The organism is Lentibacillus populi (assembly GCA_014642895.1).
Taxonomy (GTDB): domain Bacteria; phylum Bacillota; class Bacilli; order Bacillales; family Amphibacillaceae; genus Lentibacillus_C; species Lentibacillus_C populi.
This window is the reverse complement of sequence record BMJD01000033.1, coordinates 23,558-50,156: the sequence shown is the minus strand read 5'-3', so window position 1 is coordinate 50,156 and position 26,599 is coordinate 23,558. Positions and strand designations below refer to the sequence as shown.

The window sequence follows — 26,599 nt, the reverse complement described above, 5'->3', positions numbered from 1 at the left end:
AAGAAGGCAGACATAAAGGAAATACGGGTTTAATCCCCCTTCCATTTTTCTTCCTTTTGTCCACGCCTTGAAACCAGCCAATCCTGGAATGGAATCATTGGCTATAATCTCAGGTGGACAAAAGAAGATAAACTGTGAAAATAACGTAATTTTAAGGAAAAGCTAGTTTAAGAGTGTTATTGTCCAAAATTCGGGGTCCGGTAATTGGTTCTTTAATTTAACAATCCAACCTAAAAAGTCGGTTCCTTAGCGTACAGGAATTCGACTTTTTTAGGTTAAGATTCATTCTTTTAACGTACAAAATTTCTGAAATGTGCGGTACCTCTTAAAGTGCAAAATAACACTTAAAACGGGTGCAAAATAACTTTTAAAGTGACAAATGGGCGATCCAACTTAAAAAAAGGATGTCCCACGTTTTGGTCATAGTGATACATTATTGCACTATTCTGATGGATTTTATCTCTGGGTGTTTTCGTGTGTAAAGGCCAATTTAAAATTTTATAATATAGCCGGTTTACTTTTTTAGAGTATAGCCAGAATTTTGGTGAAGGAGGTGGGCTAGCCCACCTCCTTCACCAAAATTTCGCCGCCGGCTGGCGGGGAGGGGTGGCTGTGGGTATATTGATTTATTAAAAGAACCCATCAATATGCTCATCCAGTTCTCTATTTTGTTCTTCTAATACTTCTATTTCTTTTTTCAGTTTTCGTAATCTCCTCCAATAATCTTGCGATCTTTGTTTGATCGTTAATTCCTGACTCATATACGGTTCCTTTCCATTTATACCAGTCGTTAAACCGGTGAAGATCATCCTTTACGACAATTAACTGCATGGCAGCGTCGCGACAAAAATGTAGGCCTTTAATCTCTCTCTCCGGTATCTCGATCAATAATGAAGGCTGTAGAACCCGCCCAATCAACTTCCATGATCTCACCAGGTTTTCTTCGAATGCGTAATGTAGCCTTATATTTATCCGCATATTTACTGTAGTGACGAACAAAGCTACAATAGGAATATGGAATTTTATGATTCGCACGGCATTCAATTTCATATTCATGATGAAGCAGCGATAGGGTCACATTGGGCTTCGCTAACTCTTTATGAATATATTCGAAATCTAATGGCTTTCGTCCTGATGCCTCCAACGTTGTCTCTGGATAAAGGAATTCCTCCAACCATTGATCTGACATTTCTTCTTCTAAATAACTTCTGTTACCTTCTGGCGAGAGTTGCCTGTACTTACTGAAATGCCTCTAAGGCTAATGCCTTCATCGTGCAATTCCAGTACCTTTCGATAGTGAATCATTAAAAAATACCTCCTATAATCATGTTACACCAAAGGCATGCTCATTAATTATATAGAAGGTATCGCGTAAGTGCTGCATTTATTTTCATTTGATGGTACATTTCTTGTCATTCGGTGGTAAATAACATATCACTAGTGGTACATTTTGTTGGCCGTAATCAATATTTTAATGTGAAACCTGGATTCCCGAAATGTATAACGAGACAGTCTACAATTGCTGACACAGCAACATTTTTACCTCGTTACACAAAAATTATATGTAACGAGGATCTGTATGTCTAAATCCCATTGCTATCCCATTCCTCGTTATAAAATAGTGTTTTTTCCGGGAATCCAGGGTGAAAGCGAAAAATATTATGTTGAAGATTGATTCTTTGTAATATTTTACAATAAAATTGATGCTTTCATGAATCAAAATTCAAATACTAGACCCTTGATATATAAGGAATATTATTTGTTCAGTAGTCCTATATAGCGAGCGTGATAACAATCTAAGAAACAGATTGAAGTGTTTACAAGAAGAAATGGAAATAAAACTACAACAAATTCACGTATTACATCAGCATCGTCGTAATAAAGGAGATAGTTCATTTAGACCGAAGGTGGACATATAAAAGGCTTTGTTAATGCATCTGGTAAAAAAGAGATTGCTCTATAATGGAAGGAAGTAATGTACTATGGAAATCCATTGTGGAAAGTGTCACTTACCATTGTGGCTGAATGATAATGTTGTAAGGATGTGTATAATACTTTGATCCATTGGTATTACTACGAGAAATGATATCATTGAAAATCGTATCCTTCAAAACACCATAAAATCAACTTTTTGCATAAAAATGATATCAAATGAAAAGGGAAAATGTTTAAGTTTGAGATGGAAGGTTCTATTTGTAAATCATTTAAAACTTTGTCACAACAATGTTTGTGACGAGGGTTTTTTCTTTAAAAAATTGTTTGTACCTATTCATCCCGATTCTTCCATTCTTTATCCAATAATTGTGTGTTTTTAGTATTACTTTGACTGTTTAACTTACAAATGCGTGGTCTAACTCGGAGCAGCCGTCAAGGCTGAGAATCTAATGGAGTGAAAGTCTCCTGTCATCAATTGATCGGTTCGGATGACCAGCATATCCAATGCGTGGGGAGGTAACAAACCACGTTCTGCTTGGAAGTAAAAGTCACTGCGGCTTAACTCTACACAGAGAGAGTAAGAGTCGGAATAGTTAGAGTGGCGAGCAAATCTGGGGGCCAAAAGGCTTTAACGAATACTGTAGCCCCGAAAACACGTACCTTTTAAAACTGTTTATAAGGGAGAATGTGAAGCGCCGACCTAGTGAGTTAGTGGGGAAGGCCGATGTTCTATGGGAAGAAACGGTCAAGTGCACCATAGAAGCTGCAGGGGTAGGGGTTTTGGCATCTAGAGAAAGATTTTCAGAGATAACGACGGGAAGGTCCTACTTCCAGCTGGGACGGCAACAACCAGCAAAGATCAACCATATAAGCTACCAGCGAAAGTGGTATGGAGGATTTAGGATTGACGCATGAGGTTGTAGTAGCGAAGAGGGAAGGGTAATGCCTTTCTAAATTTATGGAAAATAAACTTCTATAACGGTAACACCGGAATAGAGCAAAGAACCTCTGGGCGTCTGGGGCGCCATCGAGAAGCAATAGAACACCGAGTCTATAAAAAGTTAAAATCTTTTCCGATGGCTAGCGCATAAGTAAACTGACAAAATAATGGGTGAATATGTGTGTCGACATTTAAACCTGTGTTATGTGAGGAAAACTTATGTAGCGACAGTAATCCAGGGTCAGAACCGGACTCGGGAAATCCGACCGTCCGGGATCGTAGGGGGGCTACAGGAAACGTGGTTCAATGTTTGAATGCGCGCGCCTGTTTTCTACCCGACCACCGTCTTTAGACGGTATCCGCTTTTAGCCTTATCTTTATATGTTCATACTAAGGGTGAGGTGAAGGTATGGACGGATATAGAAAAAGTAGCCATGCAGTTTATGATATAAAGTATCACGTTATATGGGTAACAAAATACAGGTATAAGATGTTACAAGGCCCAATTGCAAGGAGAGCAAGGGATTTGATCAGGCAGGGATGTGAAGCAAGAAATGTAACAATCTTACAGGGCAGCGTGGGTAAGGATCATATTCATTTATTGCTGTCATGCCCACCAAGTATAGCCCCAAGTAAAATTTTGCAATATCTAAAAGGGCGTTCATCGAGGTTATTACAGGATGAATTCCCAGAACTAAAGAAAAGGTATTGGGGACAGCACTTATGGGCGAGAGGATACTTTTGTGCCACAGTTGGAACAGTGACTGAGGAAATAATAAGGAACTATATAGCTAATCAATTCAATGAAAGTAAGGATGAAATATTCAAGATTGAAGAATGAGTTTAGTCTAATTTTGAGTATGCTTCAGCTTATGGACTTTGAGCAGGTCTTCAGCCTGAAGAGCGACTTTAGTCGCCGACATTTATGTCAAAATCCACCTGCTTTAGCAGGTGGTCGTTTAAGTAGATGGATATTTTTTCTAGTTCGTGTGATTCATATTGTGGTGTTACATCTAAATAAGTGTCAGATCTTGTTTTAATTGTGCCAGTTCACATCTCTGCGATTGGTATTCCTTAATGTATTACCTTACCGTTTTACGGTCAACGCCAGTCCTTTTGGCTATTTCCCTATGTACCTTCCCTCCCTTAAATGCATTAATAAGACCTTTTGTTTCTTTTTCAAATCTATCATCTCCCCAGTCCCCCCACGTTGAAAATAATATTTTCCTTCATAGGTTATTATAAACTAGTGAGGGACTTCTCAATGACTATTGTGGTCCACTTTTAAGTTATCACCTACACTTCCATATGGAAATTTGTTCATATAATTAGTTTTCTGTTTTTAGAGTAATTTGTAAAAAAGTCAATTATATATTGCCGGAAACTGTTAGCTGCTTCGGAAAAATAATGGTTTTGTTTATAAGCTATCCCAATCGTTCGTTTACAGTTGGGAAAACTAATTGGAATAGGAGTAACCCCTGGAGGATCAGATAGAAATGACGTTTCGGGTGCAAAAGAAATTCCATATTTCGCTCTAACTAGTTTGAAAATTGCGCCCGAATCTTCCACCTCGATTAAGTAATTTGCCTTCATGCCGGCCCGCCTGCAAAAGCTCTCTGTAATATCTCGAAATCCGTATCCTGATACTAAACCGATAAACCTTTCATTTTCTAATTCTTTTAATGAAACGTTTTTTCGATTAGATAAATGATGGTTCTTCGGTACCGTTAAAAAGATTTCTTCATCTAATAATGGGATCCATTCAATATCTTGTTCGATGATTGGAGCAGTAGAAATACCAAAATCAATTTTATTGTTTTGTATCAATTGTTTCATATTTATAGAAGAAGCTTGAACTTGTTTTATTTTTACATTTGGATATTCCTTCAGATAATCACTCATTAAAGATGGAAAAAAATGCGGGAAAGTAGCTGCTACGGTAACATTTCCCTTTTCTAATCCAGCTAATTCCTTAATGATCTTTTCTCCTTGCTCTATCTCTAAAAAAGCACGATCAATATGTTCGAGCAAAACTTTTCCAAATTGATTTAATTCTATTTCTCTTCCTTTTCGATTAAATAATTTAATCCCCAAATTTTCTTCTAATTGGTTAATTGCTTTACTTAATGCGGGTTGAGATATATTTAGATCGTTGGCTGCTTTTGTCATATGACCCATATGAGCAACTGTCTGAAAATACTTTAATTTAAGAGTTTCCACTTAAAATCGCCTCCTATAGATAACTTATAGTTATCAATTTATAATTAATAGATATTATACATTATTAGTAGTGCCTGGTACAATTAAGACAATAGTTAATATTTAGATATTAACAGAAATAACGGTGGTGGTAATGTTAAAACTACCAGGCACCAATGCTCGTTGCTATCACCGGTCACGTATTGACTGGAGGGAAATGTTAGCGATTTATGTGACTTCGTATAATAATAATTTTCTCTAGGGAAAAGAGATTGTTAGAAAATAAGGCAGATAACCTTAAACTTGGTATCACAAAAAAGAATGATTTGGAAATGGCGGATGCAAAGGATATTAAAATGGTATCCAATTAAGTGAAGGCGGTTTCATTTATATCCCCACTTGCCAGAAAAGCAAAGGTGTAAAGGAAAATATCATTATACTTGTGAGTGTAAACAGGAGGACAATGTAATGAAGCTTATCTCCTATTATAATGGAAATCAAATACGTGCTGGAGTAATTCAAGATAACACCGTAATTGATATTGGTGATGAATTTAGCGATGTACTATCAGTTATAAAAGCTGGGAACTTAGGGCTTGAGAGGATTAATAAAATCCTTCATTCTGATGTTGATCGCAGGGAGATAAAAAGAGAGCGGCTAGTGTCTCCAATCCCAAAATTAGAACGCAACATTTTGTGTGTAGGATGGAATTATTTAGAACATTTTAATGAGAGAGAGCAGCAAGATATTGATTTACCGTCAAAACCAACTATCTTTACAAAAGCCACAGGTACAATAGCCGGACCTTATGAAAGGATTCCGCTACCGAATAACTATACAAATAAATTCGATTATGAAGCAGAGCTAGCTGTTGTTATAGGGTGGAAAGGTAAAAAGATTACAGAAGAAGAAGCCTTCGATTATATTTTTGGATTTATGTGTGCAAATGATCTATCTGCCAGGGATGTACAGCAGGCTCATGGCGGCCAATGGTTTATGGGGAAAAGTATAGATAAGTCTTGTCCAACAGGTCCTTGGTTAGTTACGAAAGATGAAATAGCAGATGTTCAAAACTTAGATATAATTTGTAAAGTGAACGGGAATATGGTTCAGTCCAGTAACACAAATCTGATGATGTTTTCTATTAAGCAAATTATTTCTGAAATTTCACAGGCCATGACACTTATGCCTGGGGATATCATTCTAACAGGAACACCACCAGGAATTGGTGCAAAACGTAATCCACCTATATTGTTAAAAAGTGGAGACGTTGTAGAAGTAGAAATTGATGGAATTGGAAGTATTAAAAATCATATCATTTCCGACATGCCCTGAGAATGACGGATGGATCATATTAGAATTTACCATAACTATTGATGGAGGGGAATGTATGTTTGAAAGAAAGGTGGATAACAGTAAACCTGGTAAGGTAAAAAAGAATGAGTTAAAAATTGTGGATAAAAAACAAAAAAAGCTTAAGTGGAAAGAGGGGGTATCTGGAGAGAAGATCTGGATGGGAGCGTTGACAGCTGAACCAAATGCCAAGTCGAATGCACAGCATCACGAGCAATCTGATACAGTTCACTATATTTTAAGCGGGGAAGCTATGTTCTTTTATGGTGAAGGATATAAAAATTCTGTACAGCTTAATGAAGGCGATTTTATTTACATCCCACCTTATCAGCCATATATGTATCAAAATAAGAGTGGTTCAGAAACGCTTCACATTATTACAACAATGGCACCATCTTACCAAGTAATATACGTGGACCCAAGTGAAACGGTTGTGAATCCGGAAGCTACCAACGTTCAAGAAGAAATTTCAGTTGTGAAAGCCTCCGATTTAGATAATTCAACCGATCAAACGATGAATATGCCAAGAAGAACCGCAGTTCAAGCACCAAATCTTTGGATTGGCCGTGTAACCGGTGAACCTGCCAAGGATTCAGGAGAGCATCATCACGGGGAAGCCGAAACAGCTGGATTTATTATTTGTGGTACTACGGAACTTTTATATGACAAAGGATACAAATCCTATGTTGACTTCTATCCAGGAGATTTCCTGCGGGTTCCAGCTTATTTGCCACATATCGAGCGTAACCCTAGCAAAACGGAACCAATTGAGTTTTTAACTGCACGTAACCCAAGAAACATTGTAGTTAATTTAGATTAAATTAAATTACAAATCAAATATAAAGAGGGTAAAAAGAAAAAAGGATGGTATTTCAGCTAAATATGGCAGCATACACTCCTTGGCAATACCGACGCAATACTGAATATTATGTATTTAGGAATTGAGAACAAGTGATTACATTTTAAGGGGGGGTAATATGACATTTCCTAAGAAGGTAATGATACGTGAAGTAGGACCTAGGGAGGGGATGCAGATTGAAAAGATACCTGTATCTACGGAGGATAAAATTCGAATCGTGGATATGCTTTCAGAATGCAATTTCCCTGTCATTGAAGTTACATCTTTTGTTAGTCCGAAATGGGTGCCTGAAATGGCGGATGCAGAAGAGGTGGCGAAGGGATTTACAAGGTATCCAGGAACAGAATACCAGTGTGTATATCTTAATGCGAAAGGGATTGAAAGGGCTCAAGCGACTGGGAAATTTGATTTGGAAGGTGTGCTAAGTATAACTGCAAGCGAAACCTTTTCCAAAAGGAATACAAATTTATTGATCGAAGGGACATTTGCAAAAATGGATGATCGTATGGATACACTGCATGCATTTAATATTCCTGTCCATACGATTGCGGTAATGACAGCTTTTGGCTGTACATATGAGGGGGATACCGATCCGGATCATGTGATTCGATTGATTGATCGATCGATGGAAAAAGCAAAAAGCTTTGGTGAAAACCCTGACCGTATTTTGCTCGGTGATACAGTTGGATGGGCAAACCCGGTTTCCACAGAGAAACTTGTTGGGAAGGTACAGGACAGGTGGCCGGATAAAGACATCATCTTACATTTACATGATACTCGAGGAATGGGAATGGCTAACGCGTATATTGGATTGAAAATGGGAGTCACACATTATGATTCTTCCGTTGGCGGACTTGGTGGCTGTCCATTTAGTGGAGCTGGTAGGGCTGCCGGAAATATAGCAACAGAAGATTTAGTTCATATGTGCAATGAACTCGGAATTCCGACTGGCATTGATCTCGAAAAACTATTGGAAGTAACGGAGGAAATTGAGCGAATTCTTGGTCGTTTACTTCCAAGTAAGGTATCTAAAGGGGGAAGTTTGAATTCCTACCGATTAACAATGAGTTAAATTGCTTGAGATAGTCCTTATTCATAAGTAATTATTGTAAGCGATTAACGAGAAAAATAAAACAATAAGGAAGTGATGGGTCATGAAACAGGATGTATTGTATAAAAAGAATGAACTGGATCAACAAGTATACGAAAAACTAGAAGAAATAAAAACAAAGTCAAATCGCCCTTACTACAGCAAATTAAAAGTACAGAATAAGATGTTCGTACGTGATAGAATTGAATATTTGATTGACGAGGGAAGTATTGAGATTGAAGATGGTGTGTTTGCGCGTGAAAATGATGAGCAATTTTTGCCTGCTGATGCGGTTGTAACCCTAGTTGCGAAAATCAATGGGCGTAAAGTGGCAATCATTGCTAATGATTTAACCGTAAAAGCTGGAACTTGGGGAGTTAAAACGATAGAAAAAATTATACGAATGCAAGAATTGGCGGAGAAGCGGAAAATACCTTTAATCTACATGATCGATTCTGCCGGAGCACGTTTAAATGAACAATTCGATACATTTATCGATCGTCGCCATGCTGGGAAAATCTTTTATAATACTGCACGGATTTCAGGGAATATTCCACAAATTTCACTTGTTTTTGGTGCGTCACCAGCTGGCAGTGCATACCTTCCTGCTCTATGTGACTTTGTTGTCATGGTGGATAAAAATGCAAGTGTATATCTTGGTTCCCCACGGATGGCAGAAATGGCAACAGGAGAGAAAGTTACCATGGAAGAAATGGGCGGGGCCCGTTTGCATAACGAAATTAGCGGATTAGGTGACATGCTGGCAGAAACAGAAGAAGAAGCTTTAGATGCTGCAAAACGTTTCCTGGATTTCATGCCGCAAAACTGGAAAGAGACCGTTCCTCTAGCTGAATCTGTGGAACCATTGCCAGGGAAAGATATTGTAGAGCTTGTACCAGCAAACCAGCGTGTGCCACTCGATATGCATGCAGTCATTAACCGGCTGGTAGATGCGGATTCTTTCTTTGAGTTTAAAAAGCTCTATGCCAAAGAAATGATTACAGGTTTTTCTAGACTTGGTGGAAGGGCAATCGGAATTGTAGCAAACCAATCCAAAGTTAAGGGAGGCGTACTTTTCCCTGAGTCAGCGGAAAAGGCGGCACATTTTATATCCTTATGCGATGCATATAATGTTCCAATCCTATTCCTGGTTGACTTACCTGGATTTATGGTTGGAAGCAAAGTGGAAAAAGAAGCAATTATTCGTAGAGGTGCAAGGATGCTATCTACCGTAGCAAATGCAACTGTACCGCGAATTTCAGTCATTGTGAGAAAAGCTTACGGTGCTGGGTATGTGGTAATGTCCGGTGCTTCGATGCAACCTGATGCATGTATAGCACTACCACAAGCACAACCAGCAGTAATGGGTCCTGAGGCAGCCGTTAACGCGATGTATTTTAATAAAATTCAATCCATCGAAGATCCACAGGAAAGACAAAAATATATTGTCGAACAGCGAGAAAAATATAACAAAGATATTAATGTGTGGAGTCCAGCATCACAATTATTTATTGATGATGTGGTACCAGGTGATCGACTACGAAATGATCTAATAAATCGCTTCGAGCTTTACAGTGAAAATCGGGATATTTTAGAGGGAATTGCCAATAAGAAAACAGTAGTGAGAAGGGGATAAGAAGTGCTATCAGATGGAGGAAGGAGGTTTACATTAAAAGTGGTCACTCTAAACGAGCGAAGAAAAACATTTGAACTAAAAAATAAAGAATGGACGCCGGAACCTGTTCACGAACTTTTCTTTCGGATGGCCAAGCAATATCAAAATAAAGCATTCATCATTTCCGATCAAAAAAAATGGTCTTATGCAGATACGGAAGATTTAAGCAAGAAATTTTCGACAGGCTTAATGGATCTTGGAATAAAACAGCATGATCATGTGGCATTAATTTTCCCGAATTATCCTGAATTTATTTTCACAAAATTTGGTGTAGCTGCCGCTGGTGGAATTACCGTTCCGCTCAATTACCGGTTAAAAAAAGAAGAATTTGCCTATTTAATCAAGCAGTCCGATTCTTCATTTATCGTTACGGTAGATGAGTGGAATGACATTAATTATGTTTCCATGCTGAAGGAATTATGCCCGGAAGTCTTCAAACGGAATCAGTCAGAGCAATTTCCCAATTTAAAAGGGATTATTGTTTTCTCTCCACAGGGGAAAAATTATCCGGGAACCACAGATTTTTATGATCTGGTATTCTCGATAGAAAGAGGACGAGCAGAGTCTGTCATGAATCGTATACCAAAGGCTCAAGCTTCAGATGTGACGGACATTATGTACACATCTGGAACGACCTCAATGCCAAAAGGTGTCCTTGTTACACATGATATGATTTGGCGTAGTGCATTTGGCAGTTGTATCAACCGTGGCTATCAAGAAGGAAGAAGTATTTTCATTCCGATTCCATTTTATCATTGCTTTGGTTACATTGAAGGGATTATTGCTGGAAGTATGGTCGGTGGAATTTTAATTCTTCAAATCAATTTCAATGAATCAGAGGCATTGGACTTAATGGAACAGCACCAGGCAACAGATATCCTCTGTGTCCCAACAATTGGATTAAAATTGGTGGATGTTCAGCAGCAACAACCACGTGATTTGTCTAAATTACAATCCATGTATTGTGCAGGGGCTGAGGTTTCCAATCAGATGTGGAAAGATATAAAGCACGAATTGAAAATCAAAGAATTAAATACAGGTTATGGGATGACAGAGTGTGCAGCTGGAGTATTGCAAACTGACCCAAATGATCCTATTTCTTATCTTTCAAAATATGTCGGGTGCGTCATTCCAGGAGGACATGTGGGGCCCGATGAATTAGACGGAAAAAATATTACATTCAAAGTCAGGGATATAGACACTGGAGAAGATCTCCCACTTGGAAAAGAAGGAGAATTGGTTTGCAGAGGGCCTTTAGTCACCGGTGGATATTACAACAAAGAAAAAGAAACCGCTGAAACGATTGACCATGACGGCTGGTTAAAAACAGGTGACTTAGCAGTAATAGATGAAAATGGATATATTTCTTTAACTGGAAGAATTAAAGAAATATACCGAATGGGTGCAGAAAATGTAGCACCTAAGGAGATTGAGGATGTATTAACAAGTCATGAACTGATTAATCAAGCATATGTGACAGGTGTACCCGATCCCGTAATGGGTGAAGTAGGGTTAGCCTGGATCGTACTTGAGCAAGAAGCGTCATTAAGTGAAAAGAAAATATTTGAATATGCTTCTAAACGTCTTGCTAGATATAAAGTTCCAAAGTATATAAAAGTTGTTGAAAAACATGAACTTCCAATGACACCTGTTGGAAAAGTGTTAAAACGACAGTTAAAAGATTGGTTTATTGATGAACAAGGGAAAGTGGAATCCCACTTTTAATATTTATAAAAAATTACTTTATGAGGTGATCATCATGGATGTAACTTCCAACATGACGGGAAACGTGTGGAAAATTGTAGTAAGTAATGGAGATAAGGTAACTGCTGGGCAGGAGGTTGCTATTTTAGAATCTATGAAAATGGAAATACCTATCTCAGCAGAAGTTTATGGAGAAGTGGAAGAAATTATTGTTAATGAAGGTGACTTTGTAAACGATGGAGATGTCATTTTGAAGTTAAAATAAGCTATTACGACAATCTTTAATTTAGAAAGGTAGATTATTTTGTTCAAAAAAATACTGATTGCTAATCGGGGCGAGATTGCAGTGCGAGTGATTCGTTCCTGTCATTCGATGGGAATTAAAGCAGTTGCCATTTACTCAGAAGCTGATGAAAATGCTCCTCACGTCAAAATGGCGGATGAAGCTTACTTAGTTGGTGGACCACGTGTGAATGAAAGCTATTTAAATGTAGATAAAATTATCGAACTAGCGAAGGAAGCTAAAGCGGATGCGATTCATCCTGGCTATGGATTGCTATCCGAGAACGCCAATTTTGCAAAGGAATCGAAGCGTAATGGAATAACTTTTATCGGGCCAACTCCTGAAGTGATGGAAAAAATGGGAAGCAAAATTGAAGCGAGAAAAACAATGGAAGCGGCAGGGGTTCCGATTGTTCCTGGTAATAGTACACCTTTATTACACTTAGAGGAAGCCGAGATAGTAGCAGGCCAAATTGGGTACCCACTTATGCTTAAAGCATCCGCAGGTGGTGGTGGCATTGGAATGCAAATTATTCATGATCTAGATGAATTGAGGAAAGCATTTAGTGGAAATCAAAAACGGGCAACAGATTTCTTCAGAGATGGTGCCATGTTTATCGAAAAGTTAGTTCAAAATCCACGACATATAGAAATTCAAATTCTAGCAGATCATGAGGGCAATACGATTTTTCTTGGGGAAAGAGAGTGCTCTATTCAAAGACGTCATCAAAAGGTCGTGGAAGAGGCGCCGTCACCGTTTTTAGATGAGCAAAACAGAAAAGAAATGGGTGAGACGGCAGTCCAAGCTGCTAAGGCCATTGGTTACAGAAACGCAGGAACCGTTGAGTTTATCATGGATGAAAATAAAAATTATTATTTTTTAGAAATGAATACTAGGTTACAAGTGGAACATCCAATTACAGAAGAAATAACCGGTTTAGATCTAGTAGAGCAACAAATTAAAATTGCTACTGGAGATGCCCTTACGTTAGATCAAACAGATATTGAATTAAATGGTCATGCGATTGAAGTAAGAATTTATGCGGAGGATCCGAAGACATTTTTCCCTTCTCCTGGAAAAATCACTAAGTTCAATATTCCAACTGGAGAACATATTCGCCATGAATTAGCTGTGGAGGAAGAGTCAACTGTAACACCATTTTATGATCCAATGATTGGAAAACTGATTGTAAAAGGGAAGGATCGCGAGGAAACGATTGGGAATTTAGTTTTGGCTTTAGAAGATTATGAAGTGGAAGGTATTAAAACAAATATACCAGTCCTGCTAGAGATTCTGACACATTTTGAATTTAAACGAGGAAATACGACAACGAATTTCATTAATGATTATTTATCCCATTCAAAGGTATAAAAATAGGCTTGTTTCATCTTTGGAAGCTTATTTCCAAGATGAAACAAGATACACATATATTTAACATGAAAGGGTGATGTTAAAATGACAGGTGAAGGAATTATCATCGAAAAACGTAATGGCGTGGCTACCTTACTGCTAAATCGACCTAAAGTTCATAATGCACTTTCAGGCGAAATGATGGAAAAGTTTATCCAAGCATGTGAAGAATTGTCCAACGATCCAGAGATAATTGTTGTCGTTTTAAAAGGAGCAGGTGAAAAGTCTTTCTGTTCCGGGGCTGACCTTGGAGGAATGAGTGATAATAACAGTGTTATAGAATTTAAAGGTCACGTTACGAAATATAGAGATTGTTTATTAGCTTTACGTAAAATGAAAAAACCTGTAATTGGTGCCATCAATGGTTATGCGTTAGCCGGTGGACTTGGACTCGCAGTTTCTTGCGATTTAGCATATGCAAAAGAGTCGGCTCAATTTGGAGCACCAGAAATTAATGTAGGTTTATGGGGAATGATGATCAGCTCTTCTTTAGTAAACAGCATCGGTTCCAAAAAGACGTTTGAGCTGATGTATACCGGAGATCGTATAAATGCAGAGAAGGCAAAGGAAATGGGATTGGTTAATGACGTATTTTCCGCAGAAGAATTTGAAGAAAAAATATATGAAATCGCAGAAAAATTAAGTGCCAAAAACCCTGTTGCTCTCAATCAAGGTAGGGAATCCTTGTATATGATTCAAAATATGGATTATGAAAGTTCTTTAACATACTTAAGAGACCAGGTAGTTGTGTTAAGCAGAACAGAGGATTACAACGAGGGCATGATAGCGTTTAAAGAAAAGAGAGAACCGGTTTGGACGGGGCGTTAATAAATAATGAAAGGATGAATTTAATGACGATGTACTTTGATGATTTTTCAGTTGGAGAAGAAATGCTATCTCCTCGTCGCACGATTACAGAAACAGATGTCGTACAATTCACAGGTCTGTCCGGTGATTTTAATGCCTTGCATATTGATGAGGAGTTTGCTAAATCAACTCCATTTAAGACAAGAGTCGCCCATGGATTGTTATCCGTTTCCGTTGTTACTGGATTGCAAGCGATGATGGGTGATGTGAACGATTCTACGCTTGGCTTACTAGAGATCAATTGGCGATTCAAAAATGGGGTTATTCCCGGGGACACAATCCATGCAAAATTTGTTGTAAAAGAAATGAAAGAGACTTCCAAAAAAGATCGAGGTGTCTTAACCCGTAGTGTCTATGTTTACAATCAGCGGGAAGAAATTGTTTCAGAAGGGGAAATTGTTTTATTGATGAAGAAGAAGGCATTTTCACTTCAGGAGAATTGAAGGTGGTGTGCTGAATAAAAAATGAGTAAATTATTTTCTTCTTATGAGATGAAAGGGCTTACTTTAAGTGGAGGTATGAAAGGATGCGATTAGAAAATAAGGTAGTCATTATAACAGGGGCTGCTAGTGGTCAAGGGAAAGCAGAAGCATTATTATTTTCCAAACATGGAGCGAAAGTTGTCATATCAGATATAAATGAAGATGCTCTTTATGAAACAGAAACAGAAATAAAAAATCAAGGGGGAGAAGTAATTTCTGTAAAACATAATATCTCCTTGGAAGAAGAATGGGAGAATGTGATAGCTATTACAGAAGATAGATTCGGAATACTAGATATACTCATAAATAATGCAGGTATCTTATCAAGAAAGGGATTACAGTCAACCTCCCTTGAAGAATTTAATCAAATTCAAACGGTAAATACACAAGGAACCTTTCTCGGTATGAAATATGCAGCACCACTAATGGAAAAATCCGGTGGAGGATCCATTGTCAACATTTCTTCCATTTATGGTCTTGTTGGCAGTGAAGGTTCCATATCCTATCATGCTTCCAAAGGAGCAATCAGATTAATGACTAAATCTGCTGCCGTTCAATTGAGCAAGGATTTTATAAGAGTGAACTCGATTCACCCGGGTGTCATCGAAACACCGATGTCAAACACAATAGCTACAAGTGATGGCCATCCCCTTGAAAGTAAATTTCCATGGCCAAAGTTAGGTCAGCCTGAAGATATTGCTTATGGTGCTCTGTATTTAGCGTCAGATGAATCTAAATTTGTAACAGGAAGTGAGTTAGTTATTGATGGAGGATATACGGCGCAATAGTAAACAAAAAGTTAGGAGAGGAAAGTAAATGATCGTAAGAATGGGTATTTTGCAAAGACCGGACCACATGACCATGGAGGACTTTCGCAAGTATTGGCTTGAAGTTCACGGTCCAATTGCTTCCAGGATTCCAAAGCTACGTAGATACCTTCAAAATCATGTTATAAATTCTGATCAGCTAGGGATTAGCTATCCTCGGGGGACTCAAGCTATTGATGGTTTTTCTCAACTTTGGTTTGATGACAACGCTTCTATGAAACAAAGCTCGACTCCAGATGTTATAAACATGCTTGCAAAAGACGAAGAGCAGTTCATTGGAAATATGCAATTGATTGTAGCGGAACAAAATGAGGTGATCCCAGTTTCTGATGACGGACCACTTCTAAAGCGGATGTCACTGCTTAAACGCCGACCGGATGTAGATATAGAGGTGTTTAAACGCGAGTGGAGAGAGGTGCATTCAGAACTTTTAAAAGCTATGCCAAGTGTGAAAGGTTATACACAAAACCTTGTAATGGACCGCAGCATGAATAGAGAGCCGGCTGTATATGAAGATGTGCCAATTGATGGCATTGTTGAACTTTGGTTTAAAGATACAGTCAGTTTGAAGGCTTCCTTCGCCTCTGAAGCAGGGAAGAAAGCAATGGAACATGCGAAAACATTTATTGAAGAAATTACTACCTTTATTGTGGAAACGCATGAGATTGTTGATGACAATTGAAAAGAGACCCGGAAACCGTTCTAAACAAATGCTAATCTATTTTGGGTTTTAACATGAAGGCATATACATTATTCTTCAACTAGACATTAATCCATGATGCTTCAAACACTGTGGGAGGGGATGTGGAAAAAGAATTAAGTAGATCAAAATCAGTATTTTACTTTTCACTGATTAACTATAGCTTGTATTGCAACTAAACGTTCATTATGAAACTATGCCCTTCACCAGCTAGTAATGGAAGGGTAAGCAACTAATCCATTTTCAAGGAACAAATTTACTTCTACAAGTCTTTAAGATTAGATTCATAAAAGGAGGAAGAATGTATATGAAAAGGAGATCATTTTTTATAACGACCATAACCTTAGTAGTCTTGTTATTATTGTCGGGATGTTTAAGTGAACAAACAAGCTCAAAAGAAAGCGGAAATGAGGAAGGCTCTGAAACTTTTAACTGGAAAATGTCAAGTACTTACACATCTGGATCCATTCAATTTGATCGTGACGAAAGATTTGTTGAGCTTGTTAATGAGTTAAGTGGTGGGCGTTTAAACATTACCCTTCATCAGGCTGGTGAATTGACAAAGGCTGGTCAACTAATGGATACCGTTAGTGATGGAACCATTGAAATTGGTGGGGATTGGCCTGGAACATGGGCTGGTAAAAACCCTGCATTTAGTTTGTTAGGAACGAGTGCTGCTGGTTTTAGTGCATTTGATTATGGCATGTGGATTCAGTCAGCTGAAGGGCAAAAAATGTACAATGAAATTTATGGTCAATTTGGACTTGTCTACTTTCCATACAACCTTATCGGTACGGAATCTGGAATTAGATCGAATGAGCCAATAGATAGTATCGAAGATTTGGAAGGTCTGAACATTCGATTTGTAGGTACTGTGCAGTCACGGTTAATGCAGGAGTTTGGGGGTAACCCAGTAAATATACCATCGGGTGAACTTTACCAAGGAATGCAGCGTGGTGTTATCGATGCATTTGAATTTAGTGGACCTGCCGGGGATAAGGCGATGAATCTTGATGAAGTGGCAAAATATGTGGCGACACCTTCATGGCATCAAACAGCTTCGGTTACTGGTGTGATGATTAACAAAGAAGCATGGGAATCATTGCCTAAAGATTTACAGAAAGTTGTTAAAGTTGCAGCGAAGACAACAATGCTAGAGACAACATTTGATGAAATGTATAAAGATGCAACGGTTACAAATGAAATGGTTGAAAGCGGAGATATTACCGTAACCGAATTTTCTGAGAAGGATGTACAGAAGATAATAGAAGTAACGAAACAAATACAAAATGATGTAGCAAAAGAAAATTTAAATTTTGCTAAAGTATTAGAAAGTCAAAAGAAATTTATGGAAACGTATGAACGTTATCGAGAAATACAAGGTGATTGGGGATTTGGCTCAAACGCAGAAACTTTATTAGATTAATAATCAGCTGAAATACAAAATTAAACTAGGTGAGTTAGAATACTCGCCTAGTTTAACGATATAATCATACGATCACTGACAGGGTGGGGTATTTATGGAAAATATCAGCAAAATAATTAAAGTAATCGATTCCATTAACTCTTGGGTAGGTAAAATAGGAGCCTGGTCTATTGTTGCATTAACATTGTTAATTGTTTTTGAAGTAATTAGTCGAAGGGTCTTCAACTCTCCTACAATATGGACATATGAAATGATTACAATGACTTTCAGTTTTCACTTTATGATTGTGGGTGGCTATGCTCTTCTTCAAAAGAGTCTTGTTTCTGTTGATGTATTATACAACCGGCTCTCATTGAAGGTACAAGCCATCATGGATATAATTACTTATTTTATATTGTTTTTCCCGTTTATTTTAGGTGTATTTTTTGTAAGCATTGGGAATGCTCAAGAGTCTTGGGCTGTTATGGAAACTTCTTCCTCATTATTTGGAGCCCCTGTATATTTGACAAAAACCGTTATACCAGTAGCGTTTGGGTTACTTTCCCTACAAGGAATTTCAGAAGTATTAAAAAGGGTGCTTGTACTAATGAAGGGGGAAACATATAATGGCTGAAATTCTAGCAATATTACTATTTGTTGGTTTAATCGTAGGACTTGCCACAGGACATCCAGTAGCCTTTGTGTTAGGTGGACTTGCTTTAATTTTTGGTGTTATTGGCTGGGGATTTGAAACGATTAATATATTTGTTAATGGCATACTCGGAATTATGGATAATTACACATTGGTGGCGATACCTTTATTTGTCTTTATGGCAAATCTATTAGGTGGTTCCAAAATTGCGGAGGGGTTATTTGAGTCATTACGTTATCTTTTTGGAAGAATGCGTGGTGGAATTGCTTTTTCCATCGTTATTGTTTCTACGATTCTAGCAGCTACGACAGGTGTAGTTGGAGCCTCAGTTGTCACAATGGGTGTACTAGGTATGCCAGTATTGATGAAATATGGATATGACAAAAGCTTATCAACGGGGGTTATTGCGTCTGGTGGTACACTCGGTATATTAATTCCGCCAAGTATCATGTTAATTGTTATGGGTGCCCAAGCACAGGTGTCTGTGGGTGACTTATTCAAATCATCCCTCATACCAGGACTACTTTTGGCATTTTTATATTGTGTCTATGTTCTATTTATTTGTTGGAAAAATCCTGAAAAAGGCCCAGCATTAACAGCCGAGGAAGCTGCTGAGATGCCTGTAAGAAAAAGAATTACAGGTAGTTTGGTAAATTTGGTTCCGCCACTTATCCTAATTATGGCCGTACTTGGTACAATCTATATGGGGATAGCTACCCCGACGGAGGCATCTGGTGTTGGAGCTTTTGTGGCCTTTTTAATGACAATTGGGTATGGTAAATTCAGTTTTAAAATGTTGAGTAATGCAGTTTATGATACAGCAAAAACGACTGCGATGGTTTTAATTATTATGATTGGGGCTACAGCATTCGCTTCGATGTTTTTAGGTTTAAATGGGGATAAGGTTATTCAAAACTTTGTTGAAGCTTTTGGACTTGGTCAATGGGGTATTTTTACCTTCATGATGATACTCGTATTCATTTTGGGTATGTTTATTGATTGGGTGGGTATCGTAATGATCGTTTTCCCTATCTTTATGCCAATAATAAGGACGTACGATTTTGATATGATCTGGGTTGTAACATGTATTGCGCTACTTTTACAAACATCTTTTTTGACCCCACCATTTGGTCACGCCCTTTTTTATACCAAAGGGGTGGTAGGTGATGAAATTCCAACGGTAACTATTTATCGTGGGGTTATACCATTTATCATTATTATCATTCTAGTACTTATACTTGCTGCCATTTTCCCGCAGCTAATATTATGGCTGCCAAGTGTATTTTGACTTTAATAATAAAAACCAGTAAAAATTGTGGGAAATCAATTAATACTTTTTAATAGAATCGAATTTTTAGAGGATGTGGTAATTAAATGAGTATGTTATTTACACCCTATCACTTAAAAAATATGACATTGAAAAACAGGATCGTAATGTCCCCGATGTGTATGTATGCTTCGAGTAACAGGGACGGAATGGTAACTGATTTTCATAAAATTCATTATGCAAGTCGAGCTGTTGGTCAAGTTGGATTAATCTTCTTAGAATCAACAGCGGTTAACCCACAGGGTAGAATTTCCGATGTCGATTTAGGCATATGGGATGATGAACATGTGGTTGGGTTAAAATCAATTGTCAATTCAGTTCATGCGTGTGGTTCTAAAATAGGAATTCAACTTGCCCATGCTGGGAGAAAGGCTATAGTGGGTGGCGAAATTGTTGCACCTTCACCTATTCCTTATAGGGAAGGTGTGAAAATGCCTCAAGAATTGGGAAAACAAGATATTAAAAATACAATTGAAGAATTTAAGGATGCAGCTCGTAGATCCAAGAAAGCAGGATTTGATGTGATCGAAATACATGGTGCACATGGATACTTAATTAATGAATTCTTATCCCCGTTGACCAATAAAAGAAAAGATGAATATGGCGGATCTCGAGAAAATCGCTATCGTTTTCTAGGAGAAGTAATAAATGGGATAAAGAGCGTTTGGGATGGGCCTTTATTTGTACGCATTTCAGCATGTGAATATCACCCAGAGGGCAATACAATTGATGATTTTATCTTTTATTCACTGCAAATGAAGGCACAGGGAGTAGATCTAGTAGATTGTAGCTCGGGTGCAGTGGTACCTGCAAAGATAGATGTGTTCCCTGGTTACCAGGTTCCTTTTGCAGAAAAAATAAAAGCACATGCCAATATAGATACTGGAGCAGTTGGATTAATCACCCACGCTAATCAAGCTGAGGAAATATTAAAAAATAAAAGAGGAGGTTTAATCTTTATAGCAAGAGAACTATTACGTGATCCTTATTGGCCCTTAAGAGCTGCCATAGAATTAGGAGAATCTATCGAAGGACCGAAACATTATGAAAAAGCGTGGAGTGAGGTAATGCCAAAGGATAATAATCAAGTTTCAGAAAAGTGGTACCCAGGAAAAGAACCAGTTTCTCGCAGCTAATTGGTGTTAAATGGATGTATGAAGGAATTCGATTAGAAAATAAATGAAGAAGCTCTGCATAAACAGAAATAGAAATAAAATAGACTCTCGAAATTCTAGAGCGGAAATGATATATTTTCCAAAAAATTACTGGGAATTAAGTGGAGTTGAGGCTATACTCAATCATTTTCATACGTTTTTCAAAAAAGGGCATGCCAAATAAGCCTAATGATATAGTTTTTTAAAAAATCAGTTAACTAGGCAGCGCTTGAAAAAATATGTCCCTTAAGAAAAACCAATTCTTGCTTTTGATGACTGTACCAAGCATCGATGTGTTGGCACATCATAATGCCGTAGATACGAACGTACCACATCATGGTTGAACGATGATGGCCTGCTTCCAGATGATAATCCACTTTTTCACGCTTGTTGGATCGTTCAATGGATGTACGGCGTTTATAAATTATTTTCCATCGATCCGTTTCCCTGGATAGTTTGGGAAACAAACGCTTATTCTCTTTCGTGTAGGTGTGGTAGGTTCGACCGTATTTGGCAGTCGAACAGGGTGTCTTGCAGGTATTTTTTGTCCCGCATGCCAATGGACATCTCCATTTTTGCCGATGTTGTGTATTGTCGTAGCCGTTTGGTTTCATGTTCTTTCCGATCGGGCAAATAGGGACACCCTGTGGGGATATCCTTATATCACCATCTGTTTTGACATCATTTTTGGCACGCTTGTTCAGATCAATAATTGGCTCCACTTGATTATGTTCCATGAGTTCATAAATGGAATAAGCGTCATGCGCGGCATCCAGAAGTACCCTTTCTACCGCGCCCAAGTTGAACCGTTGTGAAAATTCAGCCCAACTGACAACCAAGCTGACGGAATCATGGTTGGAAGCCGGATTCAAACGCGGAAACAAAGGTAAGTCATACGGGCTATCGCAAGCATTGATCATATAGAGATGGTATCCGTTGAAATACTTCTCTCGATGACTGTCCCACCCACTATCACAGTCGGGCTGGGAATAAATACGACCATGCTTGCAATTCGCTATACCTTGGGCGCGACATTTACAGGTGGATTTGCTTCGGGTGTGGGATGCGGTGACGATGGGTGTACCGTCACCGGCAACGTTCAAATTTTCCACATCCCCAAGCAGCCCCAATTTGGCTGAAACAGTAAGAATTTCCGATTGAAAAAATGCAAATAAACGATCCGATGGCATTTCCCTTTTTTGATCCAGTTTTGGGATCATCCACTCGACTAGCCGTTTGACCCGGCCAGGCTTGGATACAGGTGCTTTTTCACCTTTTTTGCCTTTTTTCGGTTTTCGTTTACGCGCCTTTTTACTTTTCTTTTTATGGGTGACATGCTTCTTTTCACCGCCCCACAGCCGAGTGAAAAAGTCATGGTAGGTACCGACGCCAGGGGTGTCACCGGGTTCAAATCCGCTCAGAATCGCGTAAAGGGGAACCCGGCGAAGTTCATCGACCCAGTCATCGATACTCATGGTTGGATTTGTTAGAAGCATAAGCAAGTATGACCGCATCATGGATGCAGGATCCCGCGGTGCAGGTCCTTTCTTGCCATAGAAAGGCGCAAGCATCGTTGTAATTTTTGATAGATCTGTCATCCAAAGTTTTGTAATAACGGGCCAATCGCCGTTTACGAGTGTCAGAACACCGCCAGAATAGTGTTGCTGCAGGTGATCCATCACAAACTGCTGGTAAGCTTCGTGTGAGATAAAAACTGGTTTCACTTTCAACACCTCAATTAGGGTTAGTAAGGGAAAAATCTCCCTTCAACCGCGATTATTGGGGCGTTTTCCAAAAGTCAAGGGGTTTTTGACCTATTTTTGAAAATAATGTGACTTGCAAATTTCCAGTTCACATTATTTGAAATAAAAAATCCTCCTGCAAAAAATAGGAGGAAATAAAAAATGACGGATCAAGAAAAACCTTGAACCGTCTGACTCGGCGAATGCCAAGAGTCTATTCATTAGAAAAGGAGGATAGTAATTTGGTTAATAACTCAACTTTCGCAGCACAAATTAGGCAGGTAATCCCTGATATATTTAGGCAGACCCGCAACCCTTTGTCCTAATTGACTTTTGATATAAGATGTGATTTTACGGTTTGTTTATTTCATGACGTCTTCAATTAATTCAACTAATTGTTGTAAAGCAACAGTTAACGTACAATCAGTGCTTAAGATGGCTAACCATTGTTTCTGTTTAGATCTGTGTTCTACAAATACAACCTTAATGGAAAGACCGTTGGATAGATGAGTATGGATGGAGCGAATAATCCCATTATGTCCCTGTACAGGAGTGGCATGGAAATACAACTCCTTTAGAGATCCCATTCTGTTTCCAACAATATAGTTTTGTTTGGTCGCTTTAACCATTCCAATTACATCGAGGCCACGCTCAGTATGCTCTGTCACAAGATCTTGATGAGTGAACCAGGAATCCATTAAAACATAAGGAGCATGAATTCCTTTCTTTAAAGCACGATCAATCATTTTCACAACTTGTTCAGGTCCTTTCTCCAATGCATCCAGACGCCGTTTATAGCCAGATGTTCTTTTGTCAATTTTGGCGATAATCCCGTTAATATGGGCTTTTACAGAGCTTAATAATGCAAAGTCAACGGGAATGAATGTATGACCATCAGACCAACCTAGAGTAAGCATGGGAAATCCTTTATAATAACGGATTCGGTTGGAAGCATGATCCTTACATCGTGCTAGTAATTCCACTTTTTTACTACGGTTACGATCGTATTTCGAGTCATCAATGATAAATGCTTTCACACGAGAAGTTGATGTGAGCACAGTAACTTTATTGATTACATTGGCACTTAATGAAAGTAAGAACTGACGCCAAGAAAATTTAGGGTTGTTTAAGAAGCGATGAACGGAGTCCTTTTTGGAACAATCTTCACCTTTCTTGCTGTCTAAGTATTGAAACAGATTTTTGCCATGAAATACGAGACTGACTGAATACAAATATGAAAAGATAAGATGTAGAGAAGCCTTTGGTCTTGTTAATCCCGGCTTTATACAAATGCTTGATAACATTTAATTCCGCAAAAACAGATTTTACTTCATTTGGTAGTTGCTCATTTTGTGTGTTTTGTTCTATCATAGTAGGAGACACCTCTTCTATTTGGTAGTTTATTCCTCGAATTTACTATAAAAATGTGGAGGTGTTTTTCTGTTCTAACTATTGTTTCAAGTGCTATTTTTGAATTCATATAGGTGCTTTTGGGACAGTAAGTTAGACTGGTTTCTCAAGTGCGAAAGTTGAGTTAATAACTTAAAAGTATTAATTACTTGGGATATAACGGATTATTACCTAAACAAATTGAGAGGGTACTTTAACAAAATAGAATTTTTTATATTGAAAAAATCACACCCAAAAACTAGGGTTTAATGAATTAAAATGGCAGGTGGGCTAGAAAAGATTTTTAGTACCTTGGTTGGTGCATTGATTATACGTGTGTTGCGTTAAGAAACGGATTAAGTCTTTTGGATGTGCCATCTTACACCCAACAAATTGGTATTGGTTCTGTAATAATTTTGGGTAGTTTGTTTTATAGTAAATAATTTTGTGGGTCGAATTTTGAACACGGAAAGAAGGAAAATTCAAGTCCTTCTTTCTGTGTTTTTGTCCAGCTTCTCTCTTTTAGATAGAATTTAGTGTTGATTTTTTTTACACTGTTTAAAGTAATGGAAGGGGGGTTGTTGTTTTCAACACTCTTTCCACACTTTTTTCCGATCACCAAAGTATATGTCTTACCCAACAACCCATTGTACGTTTAAAGAATATCTCCGTTACTTTCAATAACACGTCTATACCACTCAAATGATTTTTTCTTCACTCGGTCTCCAGTACCGTTACCGTTGTCGTCAAGATCAACATAGATAATACCGTAACGTTTCGACATTTGGCCGGTGCCGTTACTTACAATATCAATCGGTCCCCACATTGTATAGCCTTTTAAGTCTACTCCATCAGCAACAGCTTCTCTCATTGCCTTGATATGACCAGCTAAGTAATCAATACGATAATCATCATTAATTAAACCATCTTCCTCGACTTTATCTTTTGCGCCCAAACCGTTCTCAACAACGAAGAGTGGTAACTGGTAACGATCGTAAAGTTCATTCAAGGCAAGCCTTAATCCATCTGGGTCAATTGTCCAACCCCAATCAGTCTTTGGCAAATGTGGATTAACTAGGCCTTCAAGGGAGTCACTTGTTTTTTCAGCTGGTTCCTCATAGTCTGCAGATACAACTCTAGAACGATAGTAACTGAATGTGAGAAAGTCAACAGTGTGTTGTCTAATGATTTCCTCATCGCCTGTTTCCATTTTTACATGTATATTATTTTCTTCAAAATATCTCCAAATATAAGAAGGATAATATCCTCTAGCCTGTACATCTGAGAAAAAGTATTCTTTTCTCTTGCTCGCTTCAGCCGCTTTTACATCTTCGACTTTACATGTATATGGATAAACGGTTTTGTATGCTATCATTGCGCCGACTTTGGCATTTGGATCGATCTCGTGAATCATCTTTGTAGCTAAAGAACTTGCAACGAATTGATGGTGTGCCGCCTGATACATTCTTTGTTGTAGATTATCACTATTTGGATCAATGCCGGCAGCGTCCCAACAAATTGGAACAACTGAGGCATTCCCGATTTCGTTAAATGTTAGCCAAAATTTTACGAGACCTTTGTATCTAGTAACGATTGTTTTAACAAATTTGAGATAAAAATTAAGGAATTTTCTATTGTCCCAACCACCATATTTATCAATAAGAGCAAGTGGTGTTTCATAATGCGAGATTGTAATCATCATTGTAATACCATTTTTTTGAGCTTCTTTAAATAAATCTTCGTAATATTTTAATCCTGCTTCATTCGGGTTATCCTCTTCTCCAGTAGGATAAATCCTTGTCCAGTTGATCGATGTTCTAAAAATGTTAAAGTTCGCTTCTTGGAATAGTTTGAGATCTTCTTTATAGCGGTGGTAAAAATCAATAGCCTTATGTGTTGGGTAATAATCAGCATCTCTCCTAAGACCTCCGAAGAAACCCCTTGATTTAATGTCTGCAGTAGAAGGTTGTTTACCATCCTCTAAATAAGCACCTTCTGCTTGATTTGCGGCAATAGCACCACCCCAGTAAAATCCTTTTGGAAATTGACTCCTTGTTTGTTTTTTTCCCATTTTAATTCCTCCTCGTAAGATTGTTTACACTTCTTAGTTGTCGATGGTTGCAACAACAGTTTTGCCTCCAGAAGCATTGCCTTGGGTCTGATATGATATTTTAAAACCCTTATCGTCAACAACAATCATCATCGTTGTTAAATCGAATCCGTTTTTCTCTATTAAAGCGCGATCCACTTTAATAATTGGCTTTCCTTTTTTTACTTGAGAATTTTCGTTTATTAGTTTCTTAAAACCTTTACCCTTAAGTTCTACTGTATCAAGGCCAATGTGAATAAGAATTTCAATTCCGTTGGTCAACATCATGCTAAATGCATGTAATGTTGGAAAAATTGAAGTAATAACCCCATCCGTAGGTGAGACTATCGTATCATTTGAAATTCTGATTGCCATACCTTCTCCCATCATCTGATTAGAAAAAACATCGTCTGGGACCTCTTTAAGTGGAATAAGTTTTCCATCTGCAAAGGCAACTAAATCGTTTGTAGATACTGCGCTTTTGCTTATCTTCTTTAAAAGATGTAACATTTATCTC

21 protein-coding genes and 2 pseudogenes are annotated in these 26,599 nt (G+C 38.1%); 16 read left to right on the top strand and 7 right to left on the bottom strand.

Going from position 1 to position 26,599, the window contains the following annotated elements; all coding sequences use genetic code 11:
• Window positions 1–629: 629 nt before the first annotated feature.
• The gene (locus IEX12_RS23515) at window positions 630–761 is read right to left on the bottom strand and encodes a hypothetical protein (RefSeq protein ID WP_286171225.1); all 132 of its coding nucleotides are present in this window, start codon (window positions 759–761) and stop codon (window positions 630–632) included.
• Between the two features lie 98 nt (window positions 762–859).
• Window positions 860–1,189 (bottom strand): hypothetical protein, encoded by a 330-nt coding sequence (locus IEX12_RS16775; RefSeq protein WP_286171223.1) that lies wholly within the window; start codon window positions 1,187–1,189, stop codon window positions 860–862.
• 2,095 nt (window positions 1,190–3,284) lie between these two features.
• Here IEX12_RS16775 and tnpA point away from each other — a divergent pair.
• Window positions 3,285–3,716, top strand: a complete 432-nt coding sequence (gene tnpA / locus IEX12_RS16770) for an IS200/IS605 family transposase (protein WP_188725552.1) — start codon at window positions 3,285–3,287, stop codon at window positions 3,714–3,716.
• A gap of 479 nt (window positions 3,717–4,195) precedes the next feature.
• Here tnpA and IEX12_RS16765 read toward each other — a convergent pair whose 3' ends face one another.
• Window positions 4,196–5,095, bottom strand: coding sequence for a LysR family transcriptional regulator (locus IEX12_RS16765; protein WP_188725551.1), 900 nt, complete (start codon window positions 5,093–5,095; stop codon window positions 4,196–4,198).
• Between the two features lie 447 nt (window positions 5,096–5,542).
• Here IEX12_RS16765 and IEX12_RS16760 point away from each other — a divergent pair, with 447 nt between their 5' ends.
• From IEX12_RS16760 to namA, 15 genes and pseudogenes are all read left to right on the top strand, one after another.
• Complete coding sequence (locus IEX12_RS16760; RefSeq protein ID WP_188725550.1) at window positions 5,543–6,409, top strand: fumarylacetoacetate hydrolase family protein; 867 nt, start codon at window positions 5,543–5,545, stop codon at window positions 6,407–6,409.
• Window positions 6,410–6,464: 55 nt separating this feature from the next.
• Complete coding sequence (locus IEX12_RS16755; RefSeq protein ID WP_188725549.1) at window positions 6,465–7,247, top strand: cupin domain-containing protein; 783 nt, start codon at window positions 6,465–6,467, stop codon at window positions 7,245–7,247.
• A 157-nt stretch (window positions 7,248–7,404) separates the two neighbouring features.
• On the top strand, window positions 7,405–8,358 hold the full coding sequence (locus IEX12_RS16750; RefSeq protein ID WP_188725548.1) for a hydroxymethylglutaryl-CoA lyase: 954 nt from the start codon (window positions 7,405–7,407) through the stop codon (window positions 8,356–8,358).
• 82 nt (window positions 8,359–8,440) lie between these two features.
• A complete protein-coding gene (locus IEX12_RS16745) occupies window positions 8,441–10,012 on the top strand; it encodes an acyl-CoA carboxylase subunit beta (RefSeq protein ID WP_188725547.1) in 1,572 nt (523 codons plus the stop codon).
• Between the two features lie 39 nt (window positions 10,013–10,051).
• Window positions 10,052–11,776, top strand: coding sequence for a class I adenylate-forming enzyme family protein (locus IEX12_RS16740; RefSeq protein WP_188725546.1), 1,725 nt, complete (start codon window positions 10,052–10,054; stop codon window positions 11,774–11,776).
• Between the two features lie 31 nt (window positions 11,777–11,807).
• Entirely contained in the window at window positions 11,808–12,020 is a 213-nt protein-coding gene (locus tag IEX12_RS16735) for an acetyl-CoA carboxylase biotin carboxyl carrier protein subunit (RefSeq protein ID WP_188725555.1), read from the top strand.
• 39 nt (window positions 12,021–12,059) lie between these two features.
• A complete protein-coding gene (locus IEX12_RS16730; protein WP_188725545.1) occupies window positions 12,060–13,409 on the top strand; it encodes an acetyl-CoA carboxylase biotin carboxylase subunit in 1,350 nt (449 codons plus the stop codon).
• Window positions 13,410–13,493: 84 nt separating this feature from the next.
• Complete coding sequence (locus IEX12_RS16725) at window positions 13,494–14,276, top strand: enoyl-CoA hydratase/isomerase family protein (RefSeq protein ID WP_188725544.1); 783 nt, start codon at window positions 13,494–13,496, stop codon at window positions 14,274–14,276.
• A 23-nt stretch (window positions 14,277–14,299) separates the two neighbouring features.
• Entirely contained in the window at window positions 14,300–14,758 is a 459-nt protein-coding gene (locus tag IEX12_RS16720; RefSeq protein WP_188725543.1) for a MaoC/PaaZ C-terminal domain-containing protein, read from the top strand.
• An 83-nt stretch (window positions 14,759–14,841) separates the two neighbouring features.
• Entirely contained in the window at window positions 14,842–15,585 is a 744-nt protein-coding gene (locus IEX12_RS16715; RefSeq protein ID WP_188725542.1) for an SDR family NAD(P)-dependent oxidoreductase, read from the top strand.
• A gap of 28 nt (window positions 15,586–15,613) precedes the next feature.
• Window positions 15,614–16,306 carry an EthD family reductase gene (locus tag IEX12_RS16710; RefSeq protein WP_188725541.1) on the top strand — a complete coding sequence of 231 codons (693 nt, stop codon included), beginning with the start codon at window positions 15,614–15,616 and terminating at the stop codon, window positions 16,304–16,306.
• Window positions 16,307–16,631: 325 nt separating this feature from the next.
• Entirely contained in the window at window positions 16,632–17,750 is a 1,119-nt protein-coding gene (locus tag IEX12_RS16705) for a TRAP transporter substrate-binding protein (RefSeq protein WP_188725540.1), read from the top strand.
• A 94-nt stretch (window positions 17,751–17,844) separates the two neighbouring features.
• The gene (locus IEX12_RS16700) at window positions 17,845–18,363 is read left to right on the top strand and encodes a TRAP transporter small permease subunit (RefSeq protein WP_188725539.1); all 519 of its coding nucleotides are present in this window, start codon (window positions 17,845–17,847) and stop codon (window positions 18,361–18,363) included.
• Entirely contained in the window at window positions 18,356–19,669 is a 1,314-nt protein-coding gene (locus IEX12_RS16695; protein WP_188725538.1) for a TRAP transporter large permease, read from the top strand. The genes IEX12_RS16700 and IEX12_RS16695 overlap by 8 nt, the downstream gene beginning before the upstream one ends.
• Before the next feature lie 86 nt (window positions 19,670–19,755).
• A pseudogene (gene namA / locus IEX12_RS16690) lies at window positions 19,756–20,766 on the top strand (NADPH dehydrogenase NamA); the annotation flags it as partial.
• Window positions 20,767–21,080: 314 nt separating this feature from the next.
• On the opposite strand, the gene IEX12_RS16685 reads toward namA, so the two are convergent.
• The 4 genes and pseudogenes from IEX12_RS16685 to IEX12_RS16670 all read right to left on the bottom strand — a co-directional run bounded on the left by IEX12_RS16685 (window position 21,081) and on the right by IEX12_RS16670 (window position 26,592).
• Window positions 21,081–22,586 (bottom strand): transposase, encoded by a 1,506-nt coding sequence (locus IEX12_RS16685; RefSeq protein WP_188725537.1) that lies wholly within the window; start codon window positions 22,584–22,586, stop codon window positions 21,081–21,083.
• 272 nt (window positions 22,587–22,858) lie between these two features.
• Window positions 22,859–23,975: pseudogene (locus IEX12_RS16680) on the bottom strand (IS4 family transposase).
• A gap of 673 nt (window positions 23,976–24,648) precedes the next feature.
• Window positions 24,649–26,064, bottom strand: coding sequence for a glycoside hydrolase family 1 protein (locus tag IEX12_RS16675; protein ID WP_188725536.1), 1,416 nt, complete (start codon window positions 26,062–26,064; stop codon window positions 24,649–24,651).
• A gap of 33 nt (window positions 26,065–26,097) precedes the next feature.
• A complete protein-coding gene (locus tag IEX12_RS16670) occupies window positions 26,098–26,592 on the bottom strand; it encodes a PTS sugar transporter subunit IIA (protein ID WP_188725535.1) in 495 nt (164 codons plus the stop codon).
• Window positions 26,593–26,599: the final 7 nt, after the last annotated feature.

Coding starts and splice junctions, on each gene's coding strand:
- IEX12_RS23515 (WP_286171225.1), bottom strand. CDS start 761: ATGAGTCAGGAATTAACGATCAAACAAAGATCGCAAGATTATTGGAGG.
- IEX12_RS16775 (WP_286171223.1), bottom strand. CDS start 1,189: ATGTCAGATCAATGGTTGGAGGAATTCCTTTATCCAGAGACAACGTTG.
- tnpA (WP_188725552.1), top strand. CDS start 3,285: ATGGACGGATATAGAAAAAGTAGCCATGCAGTTTATGATATAAAGTAT.
- IEX12_RS16760 (WP_188725550.1), top strand. CDS start 5,543: ATGAAGCTTATCTCCTATTATAATGGAAATCAAATACGTGCTGGAGTA.
- IEX12_RS16755 (WP_188725549.1), top strand. CDS start 6,465: ATGTTTGAAAGAAAGGTGGATAACAGTAAACCTGGTAAGGTAAAAAAG.
- IEX12_RS16750 (WP_188725548.1), top strand. CDS start 7,405: ATGACATTTCCTAAGAAGGTAATGATACGTGAAGTAGGACCTAGGGAG.
- IEX12_RS16745 (WP_188725547.1), top strand. CDS start 8,441: ATGAAACAGGATGTATTGTATAAAAAGAATGAACTGGATCAACAAGTA.
- IEX12_RS16725 (WP_188725544.1), top strand. CDS start 13,494: ATGACAGGTGAAGGAATTATCATCGAAAAACGTAATGGCGTGGCTACC.
- IEX12_RS16720 (WP_188725543.1), top strand. CDS start 14,300: ATGACGATGTACTTTGATGATTTTTCAGTTGGAGAAGAAATGCTATCT.
- IEX12_RS16715 (WP_188725542.1), top strand. CDS start 14,842: ATGCGATTAGAAAATAAGGTAGTCATTATAACAGGGGCTGCTAGTGGT.
- IEX12_RS16710 (WP_188725541.1), top strand. CDS start 15,614: ATGATCGTAAGAATGGGTATTTTGCAAAGACCGGACCACATGACCATG.
- IEX12_RS16705 (WP_188725540.1), top strand. CDS start 16,632: ATGAAAAGGAGATCATTTTTTATAACGACCATAACCTTAGTAGTCTTG.
- IEX12_RS16700 (WP_188725539.1), top strand. CDS start 17,845: ATGGAAAATATCAGCAAAATAATTAAAGTAATCGATTCCATTAACTCT.
- IEX12_RS16695 (WP_188725538.1), top strand. CDS start 18,356: ATGGCTGAAATTCTAGCAATATTACTATTTGTTGGTTTAATCGTAGGA.
- IEX12_RS16675 (WP_188725536.1), bottom strand. CDS start 26,064: ATGGGAAAAAAACAAACAAGGAGTCAATTTCCAAAAGGATTTTACTGG.
- IEX12_RS16670 (WP_188725535.1), bottom strand. CDS start 26,592: ATGTTACATCTTTTAAAGAAGATAAGCAAAAGCGCAGTATCTACAAAC.